Origin of the sequence: Cognatishimia sp. F0-27 (assembly GCF_020667845.1) — a bacterium.
Classification (GTDB): Bacteria; Pseudomonadota; Alphaproteobacteria; order Rhodobacterales; family Rhodobacteraceae; genus JAFMPQ01.
In genome coordinates, this window is record NZ_JAFMPQ010000004.1 from 56,053 (window position 1) to 72,101 (window position 16,049).

Annotated in this window: 12 protein-coding genes; 3 read left to right on the plus strand and 9 right to left on the minus strand. The window is 63.6% G+C overall.

The features are described from left to right. Nucleotides 1–303: 303 nt before the first annotated feature. The 5 genes from J1C49_RS03695 to J1C49_RS03715 form a co-directional block, all read right to left on the minus strand. Nucleotides 304–1,896 (minus strand): ABC transporter ATP-binding protein, encoded by a 1,593-nt coding sequence (locus J1C49_RS03695; protein ID WP_227444454.1) that lies wholly within the window; start codon nucleotides 1,894–1,896, stop codon nucleotides 304–306. A 223-nt stretch (nucleotides 1,897–2,119) separates the two neighbouring features. Beyond that, nucleotides 2,120–3,256: an ABC transporter permease gene (locus tag J1C49_RS03700; RefSeq protein WP_227444555.1), complete on the minus strand. Its 1,137-nt coding sequence runs from the start codon at nucleotides 3,254–3,256 to the stop codon at nucleotides 2,120–2,122. 55 nt (nucleotides 3,257–3,311) lie between these two features. Next, nucleotides 3,312–4,415 carry a microcin C ABC transporter permease YejB gene (locus J1C49_RS03705; protein ID WP_227444455.1) on the minus strand — a complete coding sequence of 368 codons (1,104 nt, stop codon included), beginning with the start codon at nucleotides 4,413–4,415 and terminating at the stop codon, nucleotides 3,312–3,314. 1 nt (nucleotide 4,416) lies between these two features. Further along, the gene (locus J1C49_RS03710; RefSeq protein ID WP_227444456.1) at nucleotides 4,417–6,396 is read right to left on the minus strand and encodes an extracellular solute-binding protein; all 1,980 of its coding nucleotides are present in this window, start codon (nucleotides 6,394–6,396) and stop codon (nucleotides 4,417–4,419) included. Nucleotides 6,397–7,054: 658 nt separating this feature from the next. Next, nucleotides 7,055–7,570 carry a cytochrome c family protein gene (locus J1C49_RS03715; protein WP_227444457.1) on the minus strand — a complete coding sequence of 172 codons (516 nt, stop codon included), beginning with the start codon at nucleotides 7,568–7,570 and terminating at the stop codon, nucleotides 7,055–7,057. 236 nt (nucleotides 7,571–7,806) lie between these two features. On the opposite strand from J1C49_RS03715, the gene J1C49_RS03720 reads away from it, so the two are divergent. Next, nucleotides 7,807–8,640 carry a prephenate dehydratase gene (locus J1C49_RS03720; RefSeq protein WP_227444458.1) on the plus strand — a complete coding sequence of 278 codons (834 nt, stop codon included), beginning with the start codon at nucleotides 7,807–7,809 and terminating at the stop codon, nucleotides 8,638–8,640. A gap of 117 nt (nucleotides 8,641–8,757) precedes the next feature. Continuing rightward, complete coding sequence (locus J1C49_RS03725; protein ID WP_227444459.1) at nucleotides 8,758–9,270, plus strand: hypothetical protein; 513 nt, start codon at nucleotides 8,758–8,760, stop codon at nucleotides 9,268–9,270. Nucleotides 9,271–9,519: 249 nt separating this feature from the next. On the opposite strand, the gene J1C49_RS03730 is transcribed toward J1C49_RS03725, so the two are convergent. The 4 genes from J1C49_RS03730 to J1C49_RS03745 form a co-directional block, all read right to left on the minus strand. Next, the gene (locus J1C49_RS03730; RefSeq protein ID WP_227444460.1) at nucleotides 9,520–10,701 is read right to left on the minus strand and encodes a PAS domain-containing sensor histidine kinase; all 1,182 of its coding nucleotides are present in this window, start codon (nucleotides 10,699–10,701) and stop codon (nucleotides 9,520–9,522) included. A gap of 396 nt (nucleotides 10,702–11,097) precedes the next feature. Next, on the minus strand, nucleotides 11,098–11,664 hold the full coding sequence (locus J1C49_RS03735; protein ID WP_227444461.1) for a hypothetical protein: 567 nt from the start codon (nucleotides 11,662–11,664) through the stop codon (nucleotides 11,098–11,100). A gap of 82 nt (nucleotides 11,665–11,746) precedes the next feature. After that, nucleotides 11,747–12,289, minus strand: coding sequence for a TadE/TadG family type IV pilus assembly protein (locus tag J1C49_RS03740; protein WP_227444462.1), 543 nt, complete (start codon nucleotides 12,287–12,289; stop codon nucleotides 11,747–11,749). Further along, nucleotides 12,286–13,971, minus strand: a complete 1,686-nt coding sequence (locus J1C49_RS03745; protein ID WP_227444463.1) for a TadE/TadG family type IV pilus assembly protein — start codon at nucleotides 13,969–13,971, stop codon at nucleotides 12,286–12,288. The genes J1C49_RS03740 and J1C49_RS03745 overlap by 4 nt, the downstream gene beginning before the upstream one ends. A 367-nt stretch (nucleotides 13,972–14,338) precedes the next feature. On the opposite strand from J1C49_RS03745, the gene J1C49_RS03750 reads away from it, so the two are divergent. Next, on the plus strand, nucleotides 14,339–15,775 hold the full coding sequence (locus J1C49_RS03750) for a Glu/Leu/Phe/Val dehydrogenase (RefSeq protein WP_227444464.1): 1,437 nt from the start codon (nucleotides 14,339–14,341) through the stop codon (nucleotides 15,773–15,775). The last annotated feature ends 274 nt before the right edge of the window (nucleotides 15,776–16,049 follow it).

Genomic DNA, 16,049 nt, shown 5'->3' on the forward strand with positions numbered 1-16,049 from the left:
CGCAGGACGCGGCCGGATTGCGCATTGCGCGGCTTTCCGCGCCCGCTTGCCCCACTGCGTTCCGGCGCCGGGTCAGCGGCCCCGGTGTCCTGCGGACGGGCGGGAGAGGCACGTTACAGGATCCGGGTGCAGGTCCGAGGATGCGCGCTTTGGTATCGCCGCCACGCGCGGCGCAGGGACGCCAGCCGCCATGATGCGCGCCGCTGTGGGGCGGGCAAGCCGCGGGCTTTCATCCTGCGCCTGCATGCAATCCGGACCCGATAGCGATCACCCGACAGAAACAACCGACGGGCGGCACGCTGATCACACCGCGAGGTCGAACGCGGCAGCCAAAAGTGCCTTGGTGTAGTCGGTCTCGGGCTGTTCGAACAAGGTTTGCGCGTCTCCGTATTCCACCACGTCCCCTTGCTTCATGACGATCACCTTGTGCGACATGGCCCGCACAACCTTCAGGTCATGGCTGATAAAGAGATAGGCGAGATCATATTTGCGTTGCAGGTCTCGCAAGAGGTTCACGATCTGGACCTGCACGGTCATGTCCAGCGCCGATGTCGGCTCATCAAGCACCACCAGACGGGGGCGCAGCACCATGGCGCGGGCAATGGCGATGCGCTGGCGTTGACCGCCGGAAAATTCGTGTGGGTAGCGATGCATCGTCATCGGGTCCAGGCCGACCTCGGCCATGACCTCGGCCACGGTTTCCCGCAGCGGCCGTCCATCCGGGGACCCATGCACGGTCAGCCCTTCGGCGATGATCTGTTCGCAGGTCATGCGCGGGCTGAGCGAGCCGTAGGGGTCCTGAAAAACGATCTGCATCTCCGACCGGATGGCGCGCAGCTGGCGCGTCGACCACGCCCGGGCATTCTGACCGCGATAAGTGATGCCGCCCTCGGACTGGATCAGGCGCATGATCGCAAGCGCAAGCGTCGTCTTGCCGGATCCGCTTTCGCCGACGATCCCGACGGTTTCGCCCGCGCGCACGGCAATACTGGCCTCGTTCACGGCCTTGACATAGCCGACGGTGCGCCGCATCAGCCCGCGCTGGATCGGGAACCAGATGCGCAGCTTGTCCGTGGTGGCGATCAGTTCCGCATCGGGGTCTACGGGATCGGGCACGCCGGTGCTCTCCGCCGACAGCAGCATCTGTGTGTAGGGGTGTTGCGGATTGGCAAAGATCTCCGCTGTCGGCCCGGCCTCGACGATCTCCCCGTCTTTCATCACGCAGACCTTGTCGGCGATCTTGCGCACGATCCCGAGGTCATGGGTGATGAAGAGCAGGCTCATATCCTCGTCTTGCTTGAGATCCGCCAGCAGGTCGAGGATCTGGGCCTGAATCGTGACGTCGAGCGCGGTTGTCGGCTCGTCTGCAATCAGCAGATCCGGACCGTTCGCGAGCGCCATGGCGATCATCACCCTCTGACGTTGCCCGCCGGAGAGTTGGTGGGGATAGGCGTTCAGGCGCGTCTCCGGATCACGGATGCCGACCTTGGTGAGCAGTTCGAGAATGCGCGCGCGCGCCGGCTCACCCACGAGCCCCTGATGCAGCGCGAGGCTTTCGCCCAATTGTTTTTCCAGCGTGTGCAGCGGGTTGAGCGAGGTCATCGGCTCCTGGAAGATAAAGCTGATGTCGTTGCCGCGCACCTTGCGCAACAGCCGGTCATCGGCCCCGATCATCTCCTGACCTTCATAGGTCACCGAGCCGCCCACCGTGGCGCTATCTCCGAGCAATGACACGGTGGAGAGCGCGGTGACCGATTTGCCTGATCCGGATTCGCCCACAAGCGCGACGGTCTCGCCGCGATCCACGGTGAAGCTGACCCCTTTGACCGCCTGGGTGGTCATGCCATCCTGGCGGAAAGAGACGGTGAGGTTTCTAACGTCGAGAACGGGGGTCATGGCAGGCTCGCTGATCGGATCGAGGCGCGGGGGTCGCGGACGGGAACGGGGGGCCAGCCCCCCGCACCCCCCGGAGTATTTGCGGACAGAAGAAGCAGGGGCGCCTTCCCCGTCTCGGATGCGCGAAGGGGCGGGATCACGGGGCAGGGCGCCGCGCCGGGACGGGGACCAGCGCGTGTTTCGGCGTGGGGTACGGGCATGCGCCGCATCCTGGCATCCCGGCTCACGAGAAGGTCTTTCGCGGGTCGAAGGCGTCGCGCACCCCTTCGAAGATGAAGACCAGAAGCGAGAGCATCACGGCAAAGACCGTGAAGGCGGTGAAAGCCAGCCAGGGGGCTTGCAGGTTCTGCTTTGCTTGCAGCGTCAATTCGCCGAGCGACGGGGCCGACGAGGGCAGGCCGAAACCGAGGAAGTCGAGCCCCGCGAGGGTGGAAATTGTTCCCGTGACGATGAAGGGCAGCATGGTCAGGGTCGCCACCATCGCGTTGGGCAGCATGTGGCGGAACATGATGGTCATGTTGCTCACCCCGAGCGCCTTGGCGGCGCGCACATATTCGAGGTTCCGCGCGCGCAGGAACTCCGCCCGCACCACGCCCACAAGCGCCACCCAGCCAAACAGCACCGTCAGGAAGACCAGAAGCCAGAAACTTCGCCCGAGGATCGCGAAGAGGATGATGATCACGTAAAGCGACGGCGTCGCGGACCAGATCTCGATGATCCGCTGGAAGATCAGGTCCAGCCAGCCGCCGAAATACCCCTGCACCGCGCCGGCAAAGATGCCGATGGCCGAGGCCAGCACGGTGACAATGAGCGTGAACAGGATCGACAGCCGGAACCCGTAAAGCACCCGCGCCAGAACGTCGCGCTTGGTGTCGTCGGTGCCGAGCCAGTTCTGCGCGTTGGGGGGCAGGGGCGCCGCGCCCGGGCGGTCGACGGGCGTGGTGTAGCTGTAGGGGATCGGTGGCCAGATCATCCAGCCCTTTTCGAACCCGTCGGCAAGGACCTCTCCACCGCTCCGAACGGTTTCGATCAGCTCTTCGGGCGTATCGAAGCAGTCTTCGAGCCCGCCGGTCAGGATCAGGCATTGCACCTCCGGGTCGCCATAGGCGGCCTCGGTCCGGAAGTCGCCGCCAAAGGCGGTCTCCGGATAGAAGGAGAAGATCGGAGTATAGATCTCGCCGCGGTAGTTCACCACGATCGGTTTGTCATTGGCCAAGAACTCCGCAAAGAGCGAAACTCCGAAGATGATCGCGAAGATCCACAGCGACCACAGCGCACGCCGGTTGCGCTTGAAGTTGCGCCACCGGCGCTGATTGAGCGGCGACAGCTGGAACCGTCCGCGCGGCGGCTCCGGAACCATCACGGGCGTGTCGGGGGTGGCTGGCGCGTTGGGTTCGGGGTTGGCAACCATGTTTTCAGCCCTCCCGCTTTTCGAAATCGATGCGTGGATCGACCAGCACATACATCAAATCGGACAGGATCCCGACCACCAGGCCGATCAGGCCGAAAATGAAGAGCGTTCCGAAGATCACCGGATAATCGCGTGCCACCGCGGCCTCGAACCCGAGACGTCCCAGCCCGTCGAGAGAGAAGATCGTCTCGATCAGCAGCGACCCGGTAAAGAACACGCCGATGAACACCGCCGGAAACCCCGCGATCACGATCAGCATCGCGTTGCGGAAGATGTGACCGTAAAGCACCCGGCTTTCCTTGAGACCCTTGGCGCGGGCGGTCATGACATATTGCTTCTTGATCTCGTCGAGGAAGCTGTTCTTGGTCAGCAAGGTCAGCGTCGCGAAGGCCGAAATGGTCGACGCCACAACAGGCAGCGTGATGTGCCAGAAATAATCGACGATCTTGCCCCAGAGGCTGAGGCTTTCGAAATTGTCCGAGGTCAGCCCCCTGAGCGGGAAGATCTGCAGGTAGGAGCCGCCCGCAAACAGCACCACCAGAAGGATTGCGAACAAAAAGCCGGGGATCGCATAGGCGACAATGATCAGACCAGAGGTCCATGTGTCGAAGCTCGAGCCGTCCTTCACCGCCTTGCGGATGCCCAGCGGGATCGAGATCAGGTAGGCAATCACCGTCGACCACAGCCCCAGAGAGATCGAAACGGGCATCTTTTCGAGCACCAGCTCAATCACGGAGATCGACCGGAAATAGCTCTCTCCGAAATCGAGCCGGAGATAGTTCCACAGCATGTTGAGGAACCGTTCCAGCGGGGGTTTGTCGAACCCGAATTCGCGTTCGAGCTCGGCAATGAATTCCGGCGGCAGGCCGCGCGCGCCGGCATATTCGCTGCTGCCGCCGCCCACTTCGCCCGGGCCGCCCACATCGGGCGCGCCACCGGCATCGCCGCCTGCAAACCCCCCGAACACGTCGCCCTGGCCCTCGATATTGGCAATGATCTGTTCAATCGGTCCGCCCGGCACGAACTGGACCAGCGTGAAGTTGATCACCATGATTCCCAATAGCGTGGGAATGATCAGCAACAGTCTTCGGAGGATATAGGCGCCCATATCAGTCGATGATCCCCTGATCGCGCAATGCGGCTTCCTTTTCCGGGTTTACCCACCAGAAGCTGAGATAGCCAAGGTCGAAGGGGGGCATCTGCTCGGGATGCTCGTACATGTCGTAGAATGCCACCCAGTGGTCAGCGATATAGCCGGTCGGAATGACGAAGAACTCGTAGCGCAGCGCCCGATCCAGCGCCTTGAGCGCCACATCGGTCGCCTCTTGCGTGTCTGCGACGAAGCTTGCCTCGATCACCGCGTCCACAAGCGGGCTGGCCAGACCGGCGGGGTTGAAGAGCGAGAATTCGGCCTCTTCCGATCCATACATCTGGGATAGCCCGCCACCGGTGGACAGGAAGCTGCCATAGCGGGTGGAGTAGAGGATGTCATAATCCCGGTCGCGCCGGCGCAGCGTGTATTGCGACGGGTCGACCCGCTCAAAACTGGCATCGACTCCGATCTGCTGCAGGTTCTGCACGAAGGTTTCGTGCATCCCCTCGACCGATGTCTGGATGTTGGTCGGGATCAGCATGTTGACCTTGAGCGTCTCGCCCGCCGCATTGCGCCGGATCCCGTCATCTCCGACGCTCCACCCCGCGTCTTCAAGCAGCCGTGACGCGGCGCGCAGGTTGCGCCTGTCGCCAAGCCGCGAGGGGTCGCTTTCATGCATCATCCGGGCCGGTTCGGTCAGAAGCTCCGGCGGCACCACGTCGCCCAGCGATTGCAGGAATTCGAGCTCGGCCCCTTCCGGCAACCCGTCCGCGTCCACATGGGTGCCTTCGACAAAGGAAGACCGCGGCGAGTAGACGCCGAACAGGAGCGATTCGTTGGACCATTCAAAGTTGAACGCCAGCGCGATCGCCTCGCGCACGCGCTTGTCCTTGAGCTGTTCCTTGCCAAGGTTGAACACGAACCCCGTCGGGTTGGGGGGGCTGCCATCGGGCAGTTCTTTTTTCACGACAATCCCGTTGTCTATCTTGGGAAAGTCGTAACCGGTAACCCACTGTTTCGCGTCACTTTCCACGCGGAACGTGTATTCTCCGGCAATGAAGGCCTGAAAGCTTGCGGTCTGATCCGCGAAATACTCAAGCCGGATTTCGTCGTAATTGTTGCGCCCGCGATTGAACGGAATATCCGCGCCCCAGTAATCCTCCACCCGCTCATACACGATGCGGCGATTCACGTCATAGCTGGCCAACCGGTATGGGCCGGAGCCGGGCGCGGTTTCCATGCGCGGCTCGTCGAGGCGCCGGTTCTCCGGATCCTCCTCGAACCAGGCTTTCTGAAAAATCGGTGTCGCGCCGACGGTTTCGATGCGCGAGCGTTTCGATTCTTCCGGGTTGAAGGTGAATTTCACCCGTTTTTCGTCCAGCGCCTCGGCGCCGGTAACCATGCGACCAACCGCCTGCGCGTAAGAGGGCAAACCCTGTTCAATGAAGAGCCGGTGGGAATAGACCACGTCTTCGGCGGTGATCGGGCTGCCATCCCAGAAACGCGCCTCGGGACGGATATGGAAGATCACCCAGTCGCGGCTTTCGGGATATTCCAGCTTTTCACAGACGACGCAGTAATACTGACCCACCCCATGCTCGGAGGTATCAAAGAGCCGGTCATACTGGATCGTGGTCAGTGCCCCGGCACGTCCCTTGCGCGAATAGGGGTTGAGGCTGTCGAACGTGCCCGTGGCGCCCAGGGCAAGCGACCCGCCTTTCGGGGCGTCGGGATTCACGAAATCGAAATGCTCGTAATCGGCGGGGTAATCGAGGTTCTGGAAAAAGCTGTAGCCATGCGAGGTGATCACCTCTTCATGCGCTTCGGCAAATGCGGCCTTTGCGGCCATGGCCAATGTCAGGGCGAGGGCACCGGCGGTGGCGATCCGTGGAAGCGTCGCGCGTGTCCCGTCCGCAGGCGCCGCGATGCGGGCCTCGGACAAGGGCATTCGGGACCGGGCTTTCGGCGTGAGCCGGGTCGGAATGGAATTGCGCATTGTGACGTCTCCCCTCTCGTTGTTTGGTCGCGAGCCTCACCGGTCCGGGCAAAGGCTCGATGTTCCCCGTTACAGATAACGTAGGAGCCGCGTGTGGCCACATTCAAGTCGAGATTGGCTGACTTTCTCGTGTTTTAGCGGCCTTGATCGGAGCGGCCTCCCGTTTGCGGCGCGGATTTCATGGGATTTGGGCCATTTGAGGCGTCCGGTGGTCCGCTCGCGCTTTCCGCCAGAGGTCGGCGCGTTGTGGCGCAGCGCACCAAGCCGCCTCGCACCCGCCCGGCAGACAGGCGTCCCGGGCCGCGGGGGGCTTGCCGGAGCAGGGGTCTGGATGTCCCTTGGGTTGCACATCCTATCGAGGCGCCGGGCACGGCATCGGCAAGAACCTGAAGGATGATGCCCCGGCGTCGGCCGGCTTGGAGGCGGTTTCCGCACTCTGTGGCGGATCGGCCGGGGCTTCTGCCCAATATGCGCCACGCGCCCTTGCAGGTTGACACAACCGTCATACCCCGAACCGGCGCAGGGCGCCCGCGCGCGTGGTGATGGGGTGCGCGGCGATCATGGCCTCATGGCGCTCGCCGCGTTGCCCATCGGGCCGCCGCATGAAAAAAGGCCGCCCGAAAGAGCGGCCCTTAAACAATTTTGCCAAGCGACAGGCTCAGTCGTCAAGCTGGTCGAGATACGCGATCAGGTTGGCGCGATCCTCGGCCTTGGGAAGACCGTTGAAGCTCATGGTGGTGCCCGGCGCGTAGCCGCGCGGGTTTTCAAGGAACGCGTTCAGCTCTTCCGGCGTCCAGACATCGGCGGCATCCGACAAGGCGCCGGAGTAGTTGAAGCCATCGGCGGCACCGACGTCACGACCCACAACACCATAAAGATACGGGCCCACACCGTTTGCGCCAGCTTCGAGCTTGTGGCAGGCGCGGCACTTGCCCCAGACGCGTTCGCCCTTGCCGGCATCCGCGGAAGCCAGAAGCTCGTCAAAGGAGACCTCGACGACCTCCTCCGCGGCTTCGTCGTCGCCGGTGTCGATCACATAGGCCGCCGCGTGGTCGTCGCCATGTCCTCCGCCCACATGGTAGAGCGTCTCGGCCCCCCATTTGCCGAGCAGGAAAATAAGCAGGGCACCACAGAAGGAGCCTACGATTTTAGTGAAGGTCATCGTGTCAAGCATGGAAAGCCCTGTCCGGTTACATCTCTTCGTCGCGCGGGTATCTATTGCTTCCCTTGGGAACTGGCAAGGTATAGAAACCGCGACCAAACGCCCGGGAGCCCACCCGGGCCATCGAGCAGGACGGATCTCATGCCTATGACCCAGATATTTTTCCCGATCTTGACGATCCGCGCCGATACGGATGTCTTGCTGCCGCCGTGCCAAGAGGCGATCCGCCGCAGCGCGGATTGCGCGCCATGACCGCCCGGATCGCCTTTCAGGGCGAGCCCGGCGCCTATTCTGACGAGGCCTGCCGCGATGCGCGCCCGGACCATGAACCCTTGCCCTGCCGCACTTTCGAAGACGTGATCAACGCTGTTCGCGAGGATCGCGCGGAGTTGGCGATGCTGCCGGTCGAAAACACGACCTACGGGCGCGTGGCCGATATTCACAGGCTGCTTCCGGAAAGCGGCCTGCATATCGTCGGTGAGGCTTTTGTGCGTGTGCATATCAGCCTCATGGCGCTTCCGGGCGTGACCGTGGAGGAACTGGACGAGGTGCGCGCGCATCTGGTGCTTCTGCCGCAGGCGGCGAGCTTTCTTCAACGGCACGGCATCCGCGGCGTGCCGGCGGCCGACAGCGCGGGCGCTGCCGCAGAGATCGCCGTACGCGGGGACCGCAGCGTCGGGGTTCTGGCCTCCGATCTGGCCGCGGAAATCAACGGGCTCGATATCCTTGCGCGTCACATCGAGGATCACGCGCACAACACCACGCGCTTTCTCATCATGGGGCGCGCGCCCGACCGGCGCCAGCGCGGTGAGCATGGCATGTTGACCACCTTTGTCTTTCAGGTTCGCAACATTCCGGCCGCGCTTTATAAGGCCATGGGGGGCTTTGCGACCAATGGCGTCAACATGACCAAGCTCGAAAGCTACATGGTCGGCGGCTCTTTCACGGCAACGCAGTTCTATGCCGATATCGAAGGACACCCCGACGATCCGGCCGTGGCGCGCGCGCTCGAAGAGCTCGATTACTTCACCGACACCCTCGATATCCTCGGCGTTTACCCCCGCGACCCGCGCCGCGACTGATCGACCGGTCGTGCTGCGTGCGCGGGCTTTTGTCCTGCGGCGCGGTGCCGTAGAGGAAGAGGGCCCGGCGCACCCCGCGCCATGCCGCGACATGCTTTGCCAAGAAGGGGCCGCACCATGGCCAGACGCCAGAAATCCGACGAGCTTCGCATCCTTGCCGAGATCAAACCCTCGCCGCCGCGCCGGTTTCTCGGGGTTGGCACGCTGGTCGTGCTCGGGGTCATGCTGCTTTACGTCTCGATTGTTGCGCCGCCGCAGGGGGTGCAATGGCAGCTCTTCCTCCTGGCCTGCGGCGTGTCGGCGCTGGTTCTTGCGCAGGCGATGTGGCGGGCCACCCAGCGCAAGCTGGTGCTGAGCGAAGGACCGGACGGCGTTGTGCTGGCAGATAGCGCGGGGGATGTGCTTGTGCATGCGGACAATATCGCCCGCGTGGAGCGCGGTGTGTTTGCGATGAAGCCGTCCAACGGGTTCACCATCAAGCTGGAGACTCCTGGAACACGGGTCTGGCGGCCGGGGCTGTGGTGGCGTTTCGGGCGCAGGCTTGCGGTGGGCGGCGTCACTTCGGGCGCGCAAACGCGACCTGTGGCCGATATCCTTCAATTGAAAGTGGCGCAGCGCAAACCGTCCTGATGGCAAACGCGGCCCTGTATCGGAATGTGTGCAAGGCGACGCACGGGCGAAGCGCAGCCATCCGGCGCGCCCGATGTGCTGCGGAGCGTGTCGAAAGTGGTGAAGACACGCCGCACGCCCCGCGGTCGTCACGGTGCGGAGTGGCCACGGGTCCGCACACCCTGTCCTCGGCCCGCCGGGGCGAGACCGGGCTTGCAGCGCGCCGGACGCCTTCGCCGCGATTGGGACGCAGACCGCAGCCGCCGGCATCTACAGAAGCACCAAGGCGCCAGGGTCGCAGAGCAACCGTCCCGGCATCAGAACGGTGACCACAGCGCCCGCGCCATCGGCGCTGTTCGTCGCCGAAATGCTGCCGCCGCGGCTTTCGACCATCCGCCGAATGCCGAGCAAGCCAAATCCGCTTTCCGTCTTGAACCGGCCGCTCTCCAGAAACATCGCGGCACTGGTGGAAAAGCCGCGCCCGTAATCCCGAACCGAAAAGCCAAAGAGTTCCGATCCATGCTCATGCAGGCTGATGTCGAGCCGGATGCCTGTGCCGCTTTGCTCCGGATCGGCGCAGGCGTGTTTGAGCGCGTTGTCGACAAGGTTGCGCAGCACGATCTGGACGGCCTGCGCCTCGGCCAGAACCTCGCCGGAGGAGACGTGATATTCGGCACGGCCGGCGGGGTCGAGCATCTTCATCACATCCTGGACCGCATGGCGGAAGGAAAACGCGGTCGGTTCTTCCGACACCTCGATCGCCTGCGCATGAGAGAGCACGTCGGTGATCAGTTTCTGGCTCTGGATCGCGACGGATTGGATCATTTTCACAAGCTCGCGCTTGCCATCTCCCAGATCACTGAAGTTCTCGAGCAGCAGGTCGCTCAGCGACTGGATCTGTCCCATCGGCGCGCGCAGGTCATGCGCCGCCAGCGTGATGAAATCCTGAATGGCCGAGACGCGGGTTTCGGTGCAGGTCTTGTCACTGCTGACCGGTTTGTCGAGGGTCACCTTGACCGACGTGCCGATCACGCGCCGGATCGTGCCATCCGCGCCCCGCTGCGGCACAAGTGTCGTGCGCAGCCGCACGGCCCGGCCCTTGAGCGGCAAGGTGAGTTCATAGACGGTTTCCGTGCCTGATTGCAGCGCCCTGCGATGGTTTTCCATCGCCACCCGGCCGCTCAGACCGGGATAGAGTGTCTGGGCGGTCAACCCGGAAATGAACCCCAGCGTCATGCCGAGCTCGTCCAGCGCGTGACGATTGGCAAAGATATAGCGCGGCGTTCCGTTGGTGTCGGGGTAGAGGACAAAGGCGGCATGCGCGAAGCTGTCCATCAGGGCGCGTTCGCTGGCCGGAAGGATGGCCTCGCTCTGCGCAGCCGAAAGGGTGTCGCGCTCGGCCTCCAGCGCATCAAGTCGGGACGCCGCCGAGAAAGTCGGATCGGGCTTCATGCGCGCCGGTTCCCGCCCAGCGGATGCGTGGCGGCGGAGCAAGAGGCCAGCTCTGCATCCCGGTCACGGTCTGCGACGCGGCCGCGGGCGCGCCGCCCCGCCCAATCGCGCAGAAGATCGTCCTTGGCGCGCAGACGTTCGGCACAGCCCGCGTCCTCCACTCCCGGTCTCCGCCATCGCCCGGATCGGCGCGGCATGCCGATTTGCCGCCGTCGCCAAGGATCGTTCCGCCTTTCAGGACTCATCATCGTTGAACCGCTCGCACCAGTGACATCCTGCCAACGGTATCTCGGCATCATTGCAAAAGGCTTAAGAGCCCTGCGCGTCACAAAGAGCGCACAGAAAAAGGCCCCACCGGGGATGGCGGGGCCTGTCGGGCGCGCTGCGCGCGAGCCTTTATTCGGCTGCGGCCAGCTGCGGCGCGTAGCGTGGCCGGGTGAAGCTGTAGGTGGCGAATTCCTGCGGCGTCAGCCCCACATTGAACGCCGGGGTGTAGCTGTCCCACGTCTCCACGAGGATCAACTGGTCGCCATTCTGGGCCTGTGGCAGGGCCGCGCTTTCTTCCGGGGCGCCGCCGCTGGCCATGGCGGCCTGTCCGCCGCGCGCCATCGACCATTCCACCGTCCATGCGTCGTCCCCGGAGTCGTAGCTGACGACGGTGACGCGCAGAGCGGTTTCGTCATCGGCCTGGGCGCGGGTGAGCAGGCGAAGCAAGCCATGGGCGTTGTCCATGTATGTCGGGTCGATCTCGACCGTCTCGCGCGACAGCATGTCGCCCAGCGTGTAATTGGCTTTCTGGCTCACGTTCTTTTGCTGAAGCGCGTCGAAATACACCCATGAGGCAGCAAACAGAAGGAACAACAGCGGCAGAAGGATCACCGCCTCAACGGTCACGTCGCCGCGGTCGTCACGCAAGAAACGTGTGGCGCGGGTCTTGGTGCGGGAGAGAAGCGAAACGGACATGGGGGCGGGCCTTTCGGTAAGGTCTTGGGAGGGGGCGGCGCGGGGTGTGGCATCAAGCCGGGATCACCGCGCCAGCCGGGTCTCAGAGCGGTTCGTGAACGAAGGCGGATGTGGCAACGATCGCGGTGAAGCCCTCGTTGTCGGTCGCAAGATGGGACGCGATGGTGCCAGCCGGGGTGACAGGACGATACTTGAAGCAGGCGCGCAGCAGCATCATCTCGTTCTCGGTGCCGTTCTGGAACGCCCGGTTCGGGGTCACCGGAAGGGCGGTGTCGACACAGTCGGCACTGCTTGGCGGGGCGGTCCAGTCGCGCATGTCGAGCGCAACCATCTCAAGCTGCAGGTTGTCGGTGCAATCGGGCAGCACGGCGGCGCTTTCGCAGATGGCCGCCTTGAGCGTGGCATGGTCCGTCACGGTGCCGGTGCCGATGCGCAGGTCCCGGACCGAGTCGTCCATGGCCCGTTCGAGCGCGGTGTTACGGATCGTGACCGTGCCCAGTTCAATGGTCGACAGGATCAGGATCAGCACAAGCGGGGTCCAGATGGCGAAGGGGACAAGCGAGGTGCCGTCCTCTTCGGACAGAAAGCGCCGGGCGCGGGAAACGAGAGCGGTGCACAGTGTCATTGGGTCAACCTCAGTTGGGTGAGCGAGCGGGCAATGGATTCGAAGGTCCGGGTCAGGTCCTCGCCTTGCACGTCGAAGTAATGCGATGCGGAAGAGGCGCAGTCGCGCATGGCGGTCTGACCTCGTGCGGGGGCTTCCACACCGATTGCGTAGATCACCACACCCTGATCACGGGCCGCGCCGCACTGGATCGACAGGTTGGTGTCGGCCTGCACGTAGTTCACGGTCGAAACATAGGTGTAGTAGCGGTTGTAATACTCGCTGTAGCTGATGTGACCGGCCTCGTAGGCGGGGCGGTAGAAGAGCGTCCAGGCGTCGCGCGTCGAGAACAGCGCGTAAAGCTCGGTGTTGCTCAGCTCGCGCAGCGGGCCCGCGGGTGTCCAGGGCGTGACGGTCTCGCCGTTTTCGGCGCGGGCCACGTCGACGGGACGCAGGTAGTCGCCTGTGGGCTGGCCGGCGGCGTCGAGGATCTGGAACCCGTAATCGGAAATCGTCGGGGCGCTGTCATAGGCGCTGTCGACAAAGATCCCCGATCCGCCGGTCTTGAAGCTCTCGCGCAGGTCATATTGCGTGGTGTTCTGCCCGTCGGTCATGATGACCACGAATTTCAACGTCTCGATGTCACCGTAGGGGGCCGGGCGGTCGGCGGCCTCGATGCTGGCCACCCCGTCGAGCGCCATGTCGGCGACGGTCGGGCGCGCGGAGGGGTCGAGCAGGGCCGCACCCCACTTCATGCCAAGGTCGATCGCGGTGTTGCCGCCGGCGGTGAAGGTGTCGATATGCGCCTTGAGCGCGTCGGCGTCATCGGAATGCGGGATGATGGCGCTGGTCTGGTCGGTCTGGCACCACGGGCGGGCAATGGCCTCGACCGGCTGGGTGACGTCAAGCGGGTCATAGACGTTGCGCGAATAGGGATCGAAATGCCCAAGCCGCGTCAGCATCTGTCCGTCCGGGATGCCGGTGGCGACAAAATCCGCTGTCTCGAACGTGGCGCAGTGAGAATAGGTCTGCGTGTCGTCGAGATTGTAATAGCCCGCGACATCCGGCCCGAGGTTTACGGTGGCGTTATACGGCACGATCGAAATCGTCACCGGAAGCGCGTTGCCCTCTTCGGGCAGCATCAGGTCGACAAAGCTGCGCGCCGCCTGCCGGAGCTGTTCGATCTTGGCGCCGGACATCGACCCGGACACGTCGAGCACCATGGAAATCTCGATATTGAGCAGCCCGTGCTGTGCCGCGGCATCGCCCGCGGCGCGCAGGTTCTCGACCCCGATCAGCTCCATGAAATTGGCCGGCATGACGATCTCTGCGTCCGCTGCGACGGTTTTGGCGATGTCGGTCTGTGCGACCGTAACGGTGCCGAGCGCGTCGCCCATGCCCATCGCGTCGAAATAGCTCTGGACCGTTTCACCGGGATCTGCACCGTTGTTCATGTTGGCAGCGGCCAGAACGGCGCGGTCGAGCGTGTTTTGCACTTCCGTGCGCTTGAGTTCGGCATGGATCATGTCGATACCGATGCCGCCAAACACCATCATGACCAGCGCGCCCGCAACACCCATATAGGTCATCGCGCCGTCCTGCGTCGCCCAGAAACGGCCAAGGAAATCTGCGGTGCCGCGGGAGCGCGCCGCTTGGGTCAGATCAGTCGTGTGCGCTTTGCGCAATGTCAGAAGCGGTTTCATTTGCATCCTCTCGGTCAAGGCCCCTCGGGGTCGGGGCAGTGCCAGTCAGGCGGCCCTTTGAATAAATTTTTAGGCGTCCTTCGCGGCTGAAATTGGGCGAGTTGAGGCAGGTTTGCCTAAATTTTTCAGTGGTTTTGGTGACAGTCTTGGGTGTTTGGAAAGAATTGTTTCGCCAAGCTGAACGCTGACACAGCCCTGCCGTTTTCTGGACCGTGCGGGGCCGCGAGATTCGGACAAAAAAGAGATTGGGACAAATGCCATGCCTTGTTAACGTGAGCCGAGCCCCCGAGCACGCCGCGCGGGCAAAGGGGCCAGACCATAAAAACAGTTCAAAAACCGCGCGGGCCAACGGGGGAGAAGCCAGACCATGAGCCTGATACCGGGTAATGAGCCATCATTCCGAGAATCCGTCGACCTGATGTTCAACCGCGCCGTGGCGCTGATGGACCTGCCGCCCGGGCTCGAAGAAAAGATCCGCGTCTGCAACGCGACCTATACGGTGCGTTTCGGCGTTCGCCTGCGGGGCGGCATCCAGACATTCACCGGCTATCGCTCGGTCCATTCCGAACATATGGAGCCGGTCAAGGGTGGCATCCGCTATGCGCCCAGCGTCAACCAGGACGAGGTGGAGGCCCTCGCGGCGCTGATGACCTATAAATGCGCGCTGGTTGAGGCGCCTTTTGGCGGCTCCAAGGGCGGGCTCTGCATCGATCCGCGCCAGTATGACGAGCAGGAGCTTGAGCGCATCACGCGCCGCTTTGCCTATGAGCTGGCCAAGCGCGACCTGATCCATCCCGCTCAGAACGTGCCCGCGCCCGACATGGGCACCGGCGAACGTGAAATGGCGTGGATGGCGGATCAATATGCGCGCATGAACACGACAGACATCAATGCGCGCGCCTGTGTCACCGGCAAGCCGCTCAACGCGGGCGGCATCTCCGGTCGCGTCGAAGCGACGGGGCGCGGCGTGCAATATGCGCTGCGCGAGTTCTTCCGCGACCCCCGCGACGTGGAACGGACCGGGCTTGGCGGCAAGCTCGATGGCAAGACGGTCATCGTGCAGGGGCTGGGAAATGTGGGATATCACGCCGCCAAGTTTCTGTCTTCGGAGGATGGCTGCCGCATCATCGGGATCATCGAACATGATGGCGCGCTCTATAACGAGGCTGGCCTCGATGTGGACGCGGTGCGGAACTGGATCATGACGCATGGCGGCGTCAACGGCTTTCCGGATGCCACACACACCGCCGAGGGCGCGGCGGTGCTTGAACAACCCTGTGACATCCTGATCCCTGCGGCCCTCGAAGGGGTGATCAACCTGTCTAATGCGCGCAACATCCAGGCGCCGCTCATCATCGAGGCTGCCAATGGCCCGGTGACAGCCGGGGCCGACGATATCCTGCGCGAGAGAGGGACGGTGATCATTCCGGACATGTATGCCAATGCGGGCGGTGTGACGGTGTCCTATTTCGAGTGGGTCAAGAACCTCAGCCATATCCGGTTCGGCCGGATGCAGCGCCGTCAGGAAGAAGCCCGCCATGAGCTGATCCTGGCGGAACTCGAGCGGCTGTCCGATCATCTCGGCGACCAATGGTCCATGACGCCCGACTTCAAGAAGAAGTATCTGCGCGGCGCCGATGAACTGGAACTGGTGCGCTCCGGGCTCGATGACACCATGCGGATCGCCTACCAGTCGATGCGCGACGTCTGGCACGAGCGCGAGGATGTGAACGATTTGCGCACGGCGGCCTATCTGGTCTCGATCGAAAAGGTCGCGGCCAGCTACCGCGCCAAGGGGCTTTGATCACAGGCCGGTGCCACAGGCTTTGTGGCAAAGGCCGGACGCGGTCCTGGCATTTTGCGACCGCTGGCATCAGGCGCTGCGCGGTTGCGGAGGTGTCGGGCCGCCGCGCAAGGGCGGGTCATCAATAGGCGTCCTTCTGCCAAGGTCGGCGCGTGCCGGCTTTGGCAGGCCTCAAGCGGGCAACCGGACGCAGGCCAAAAGCGGGCAACCGGGGGCGGGCCGGAAACGGCCAACCGGGGGCGGGCCGGAAACGGCCAACCGGGGGCGGGCCGGA

Bases quoted from the DNA above. Each gene is read 5' to 3' on its own strand.
- J1C49_RS03720 (WP_227444458.1), top strand. From the start codon at position 7,807: ATGACCGCCCGGATCGCCTTTCAGGGCGAGCCCGGCGCCTATTCTGAC.
- J1C49_RS03705 (WP_227444455.1), bottom strand. From the start codon at position 4,415: ATGGGCGCCTATATCCTCCGAAGACTGTTGCTGATCATTCCCACGCTA.
- J1C49_RS03710 (WP_227444456.1), bottom strand. From the start codon at position 6,396: ATGCGCAATTCCATTCCGACCCGGCTCACGCCGAAAGCCCGGTCCCGA.
- J1C49_RS03745 (WP_227444463.1), bottom strand. From the start codon at position 13,971: ATGAAACCGCTTCTGACATTGCGCAAAGCGCACACGACTGATCTGACC.
- J1C49_RS03715 (WP_227444457.1), bottom strand. From the start codon at position 7,570: ATGCTTGACACGATGACCTTCACTAAAATCGTAGGCTCCTTCTGTGGT.
- J1C49_RS03730 (WP_227444460.1), bottom strand. From the start codon at position 10,701: ATGAAGCCCGATCCGACTTTCTCGGCGGCGTCCCGACTTGATGCGCTG.
- J1C49_RS03700 (WP_227444555.1), bottom strand. From the start codon at position 3,256: ATGGTTCCGGAGCCGCCGCGCGGACGGTTCCAGCTGTCGCCGCTCAAT.
- J1C49_RS03725 (WP_227444459.1), top strand. From the start codon at position 8,758: ATGGCCAGACGCCAGAAATCCGACGAGCTTCGCATCCTTGCCGAGATC.
- J1C49_RS03750 (WP_227444464.1), top strand. From the start codon at position 14,339: ATGAGCCTGATACCGGGTAATGAGCCATCATTCCGAGAATCCGTCGAC.
- J1C49_RS03735 (WP_227444461.1), bottom strand. From the start codon at position 11,664: ATGTCCGTTTCGCTTCTCTCCCGCACCAAGACCCGCGCCACACGTTTC.
- J1C49_RS03695 (WP_227444454.1), bottom strand. From the start codon at position 1,896: ATGACCCCCGTTCTCGACGTTAGAAACCTCACCGTCTCTTTCCGCCAG.
- J1C49_RS03740 (WP_227444462.1), bottom strand. From the start codon at position 12,289: ATGACACTGTGCACCGCTCTCGTTTCCCGCGCCCGGCGCTTTCTGTCC.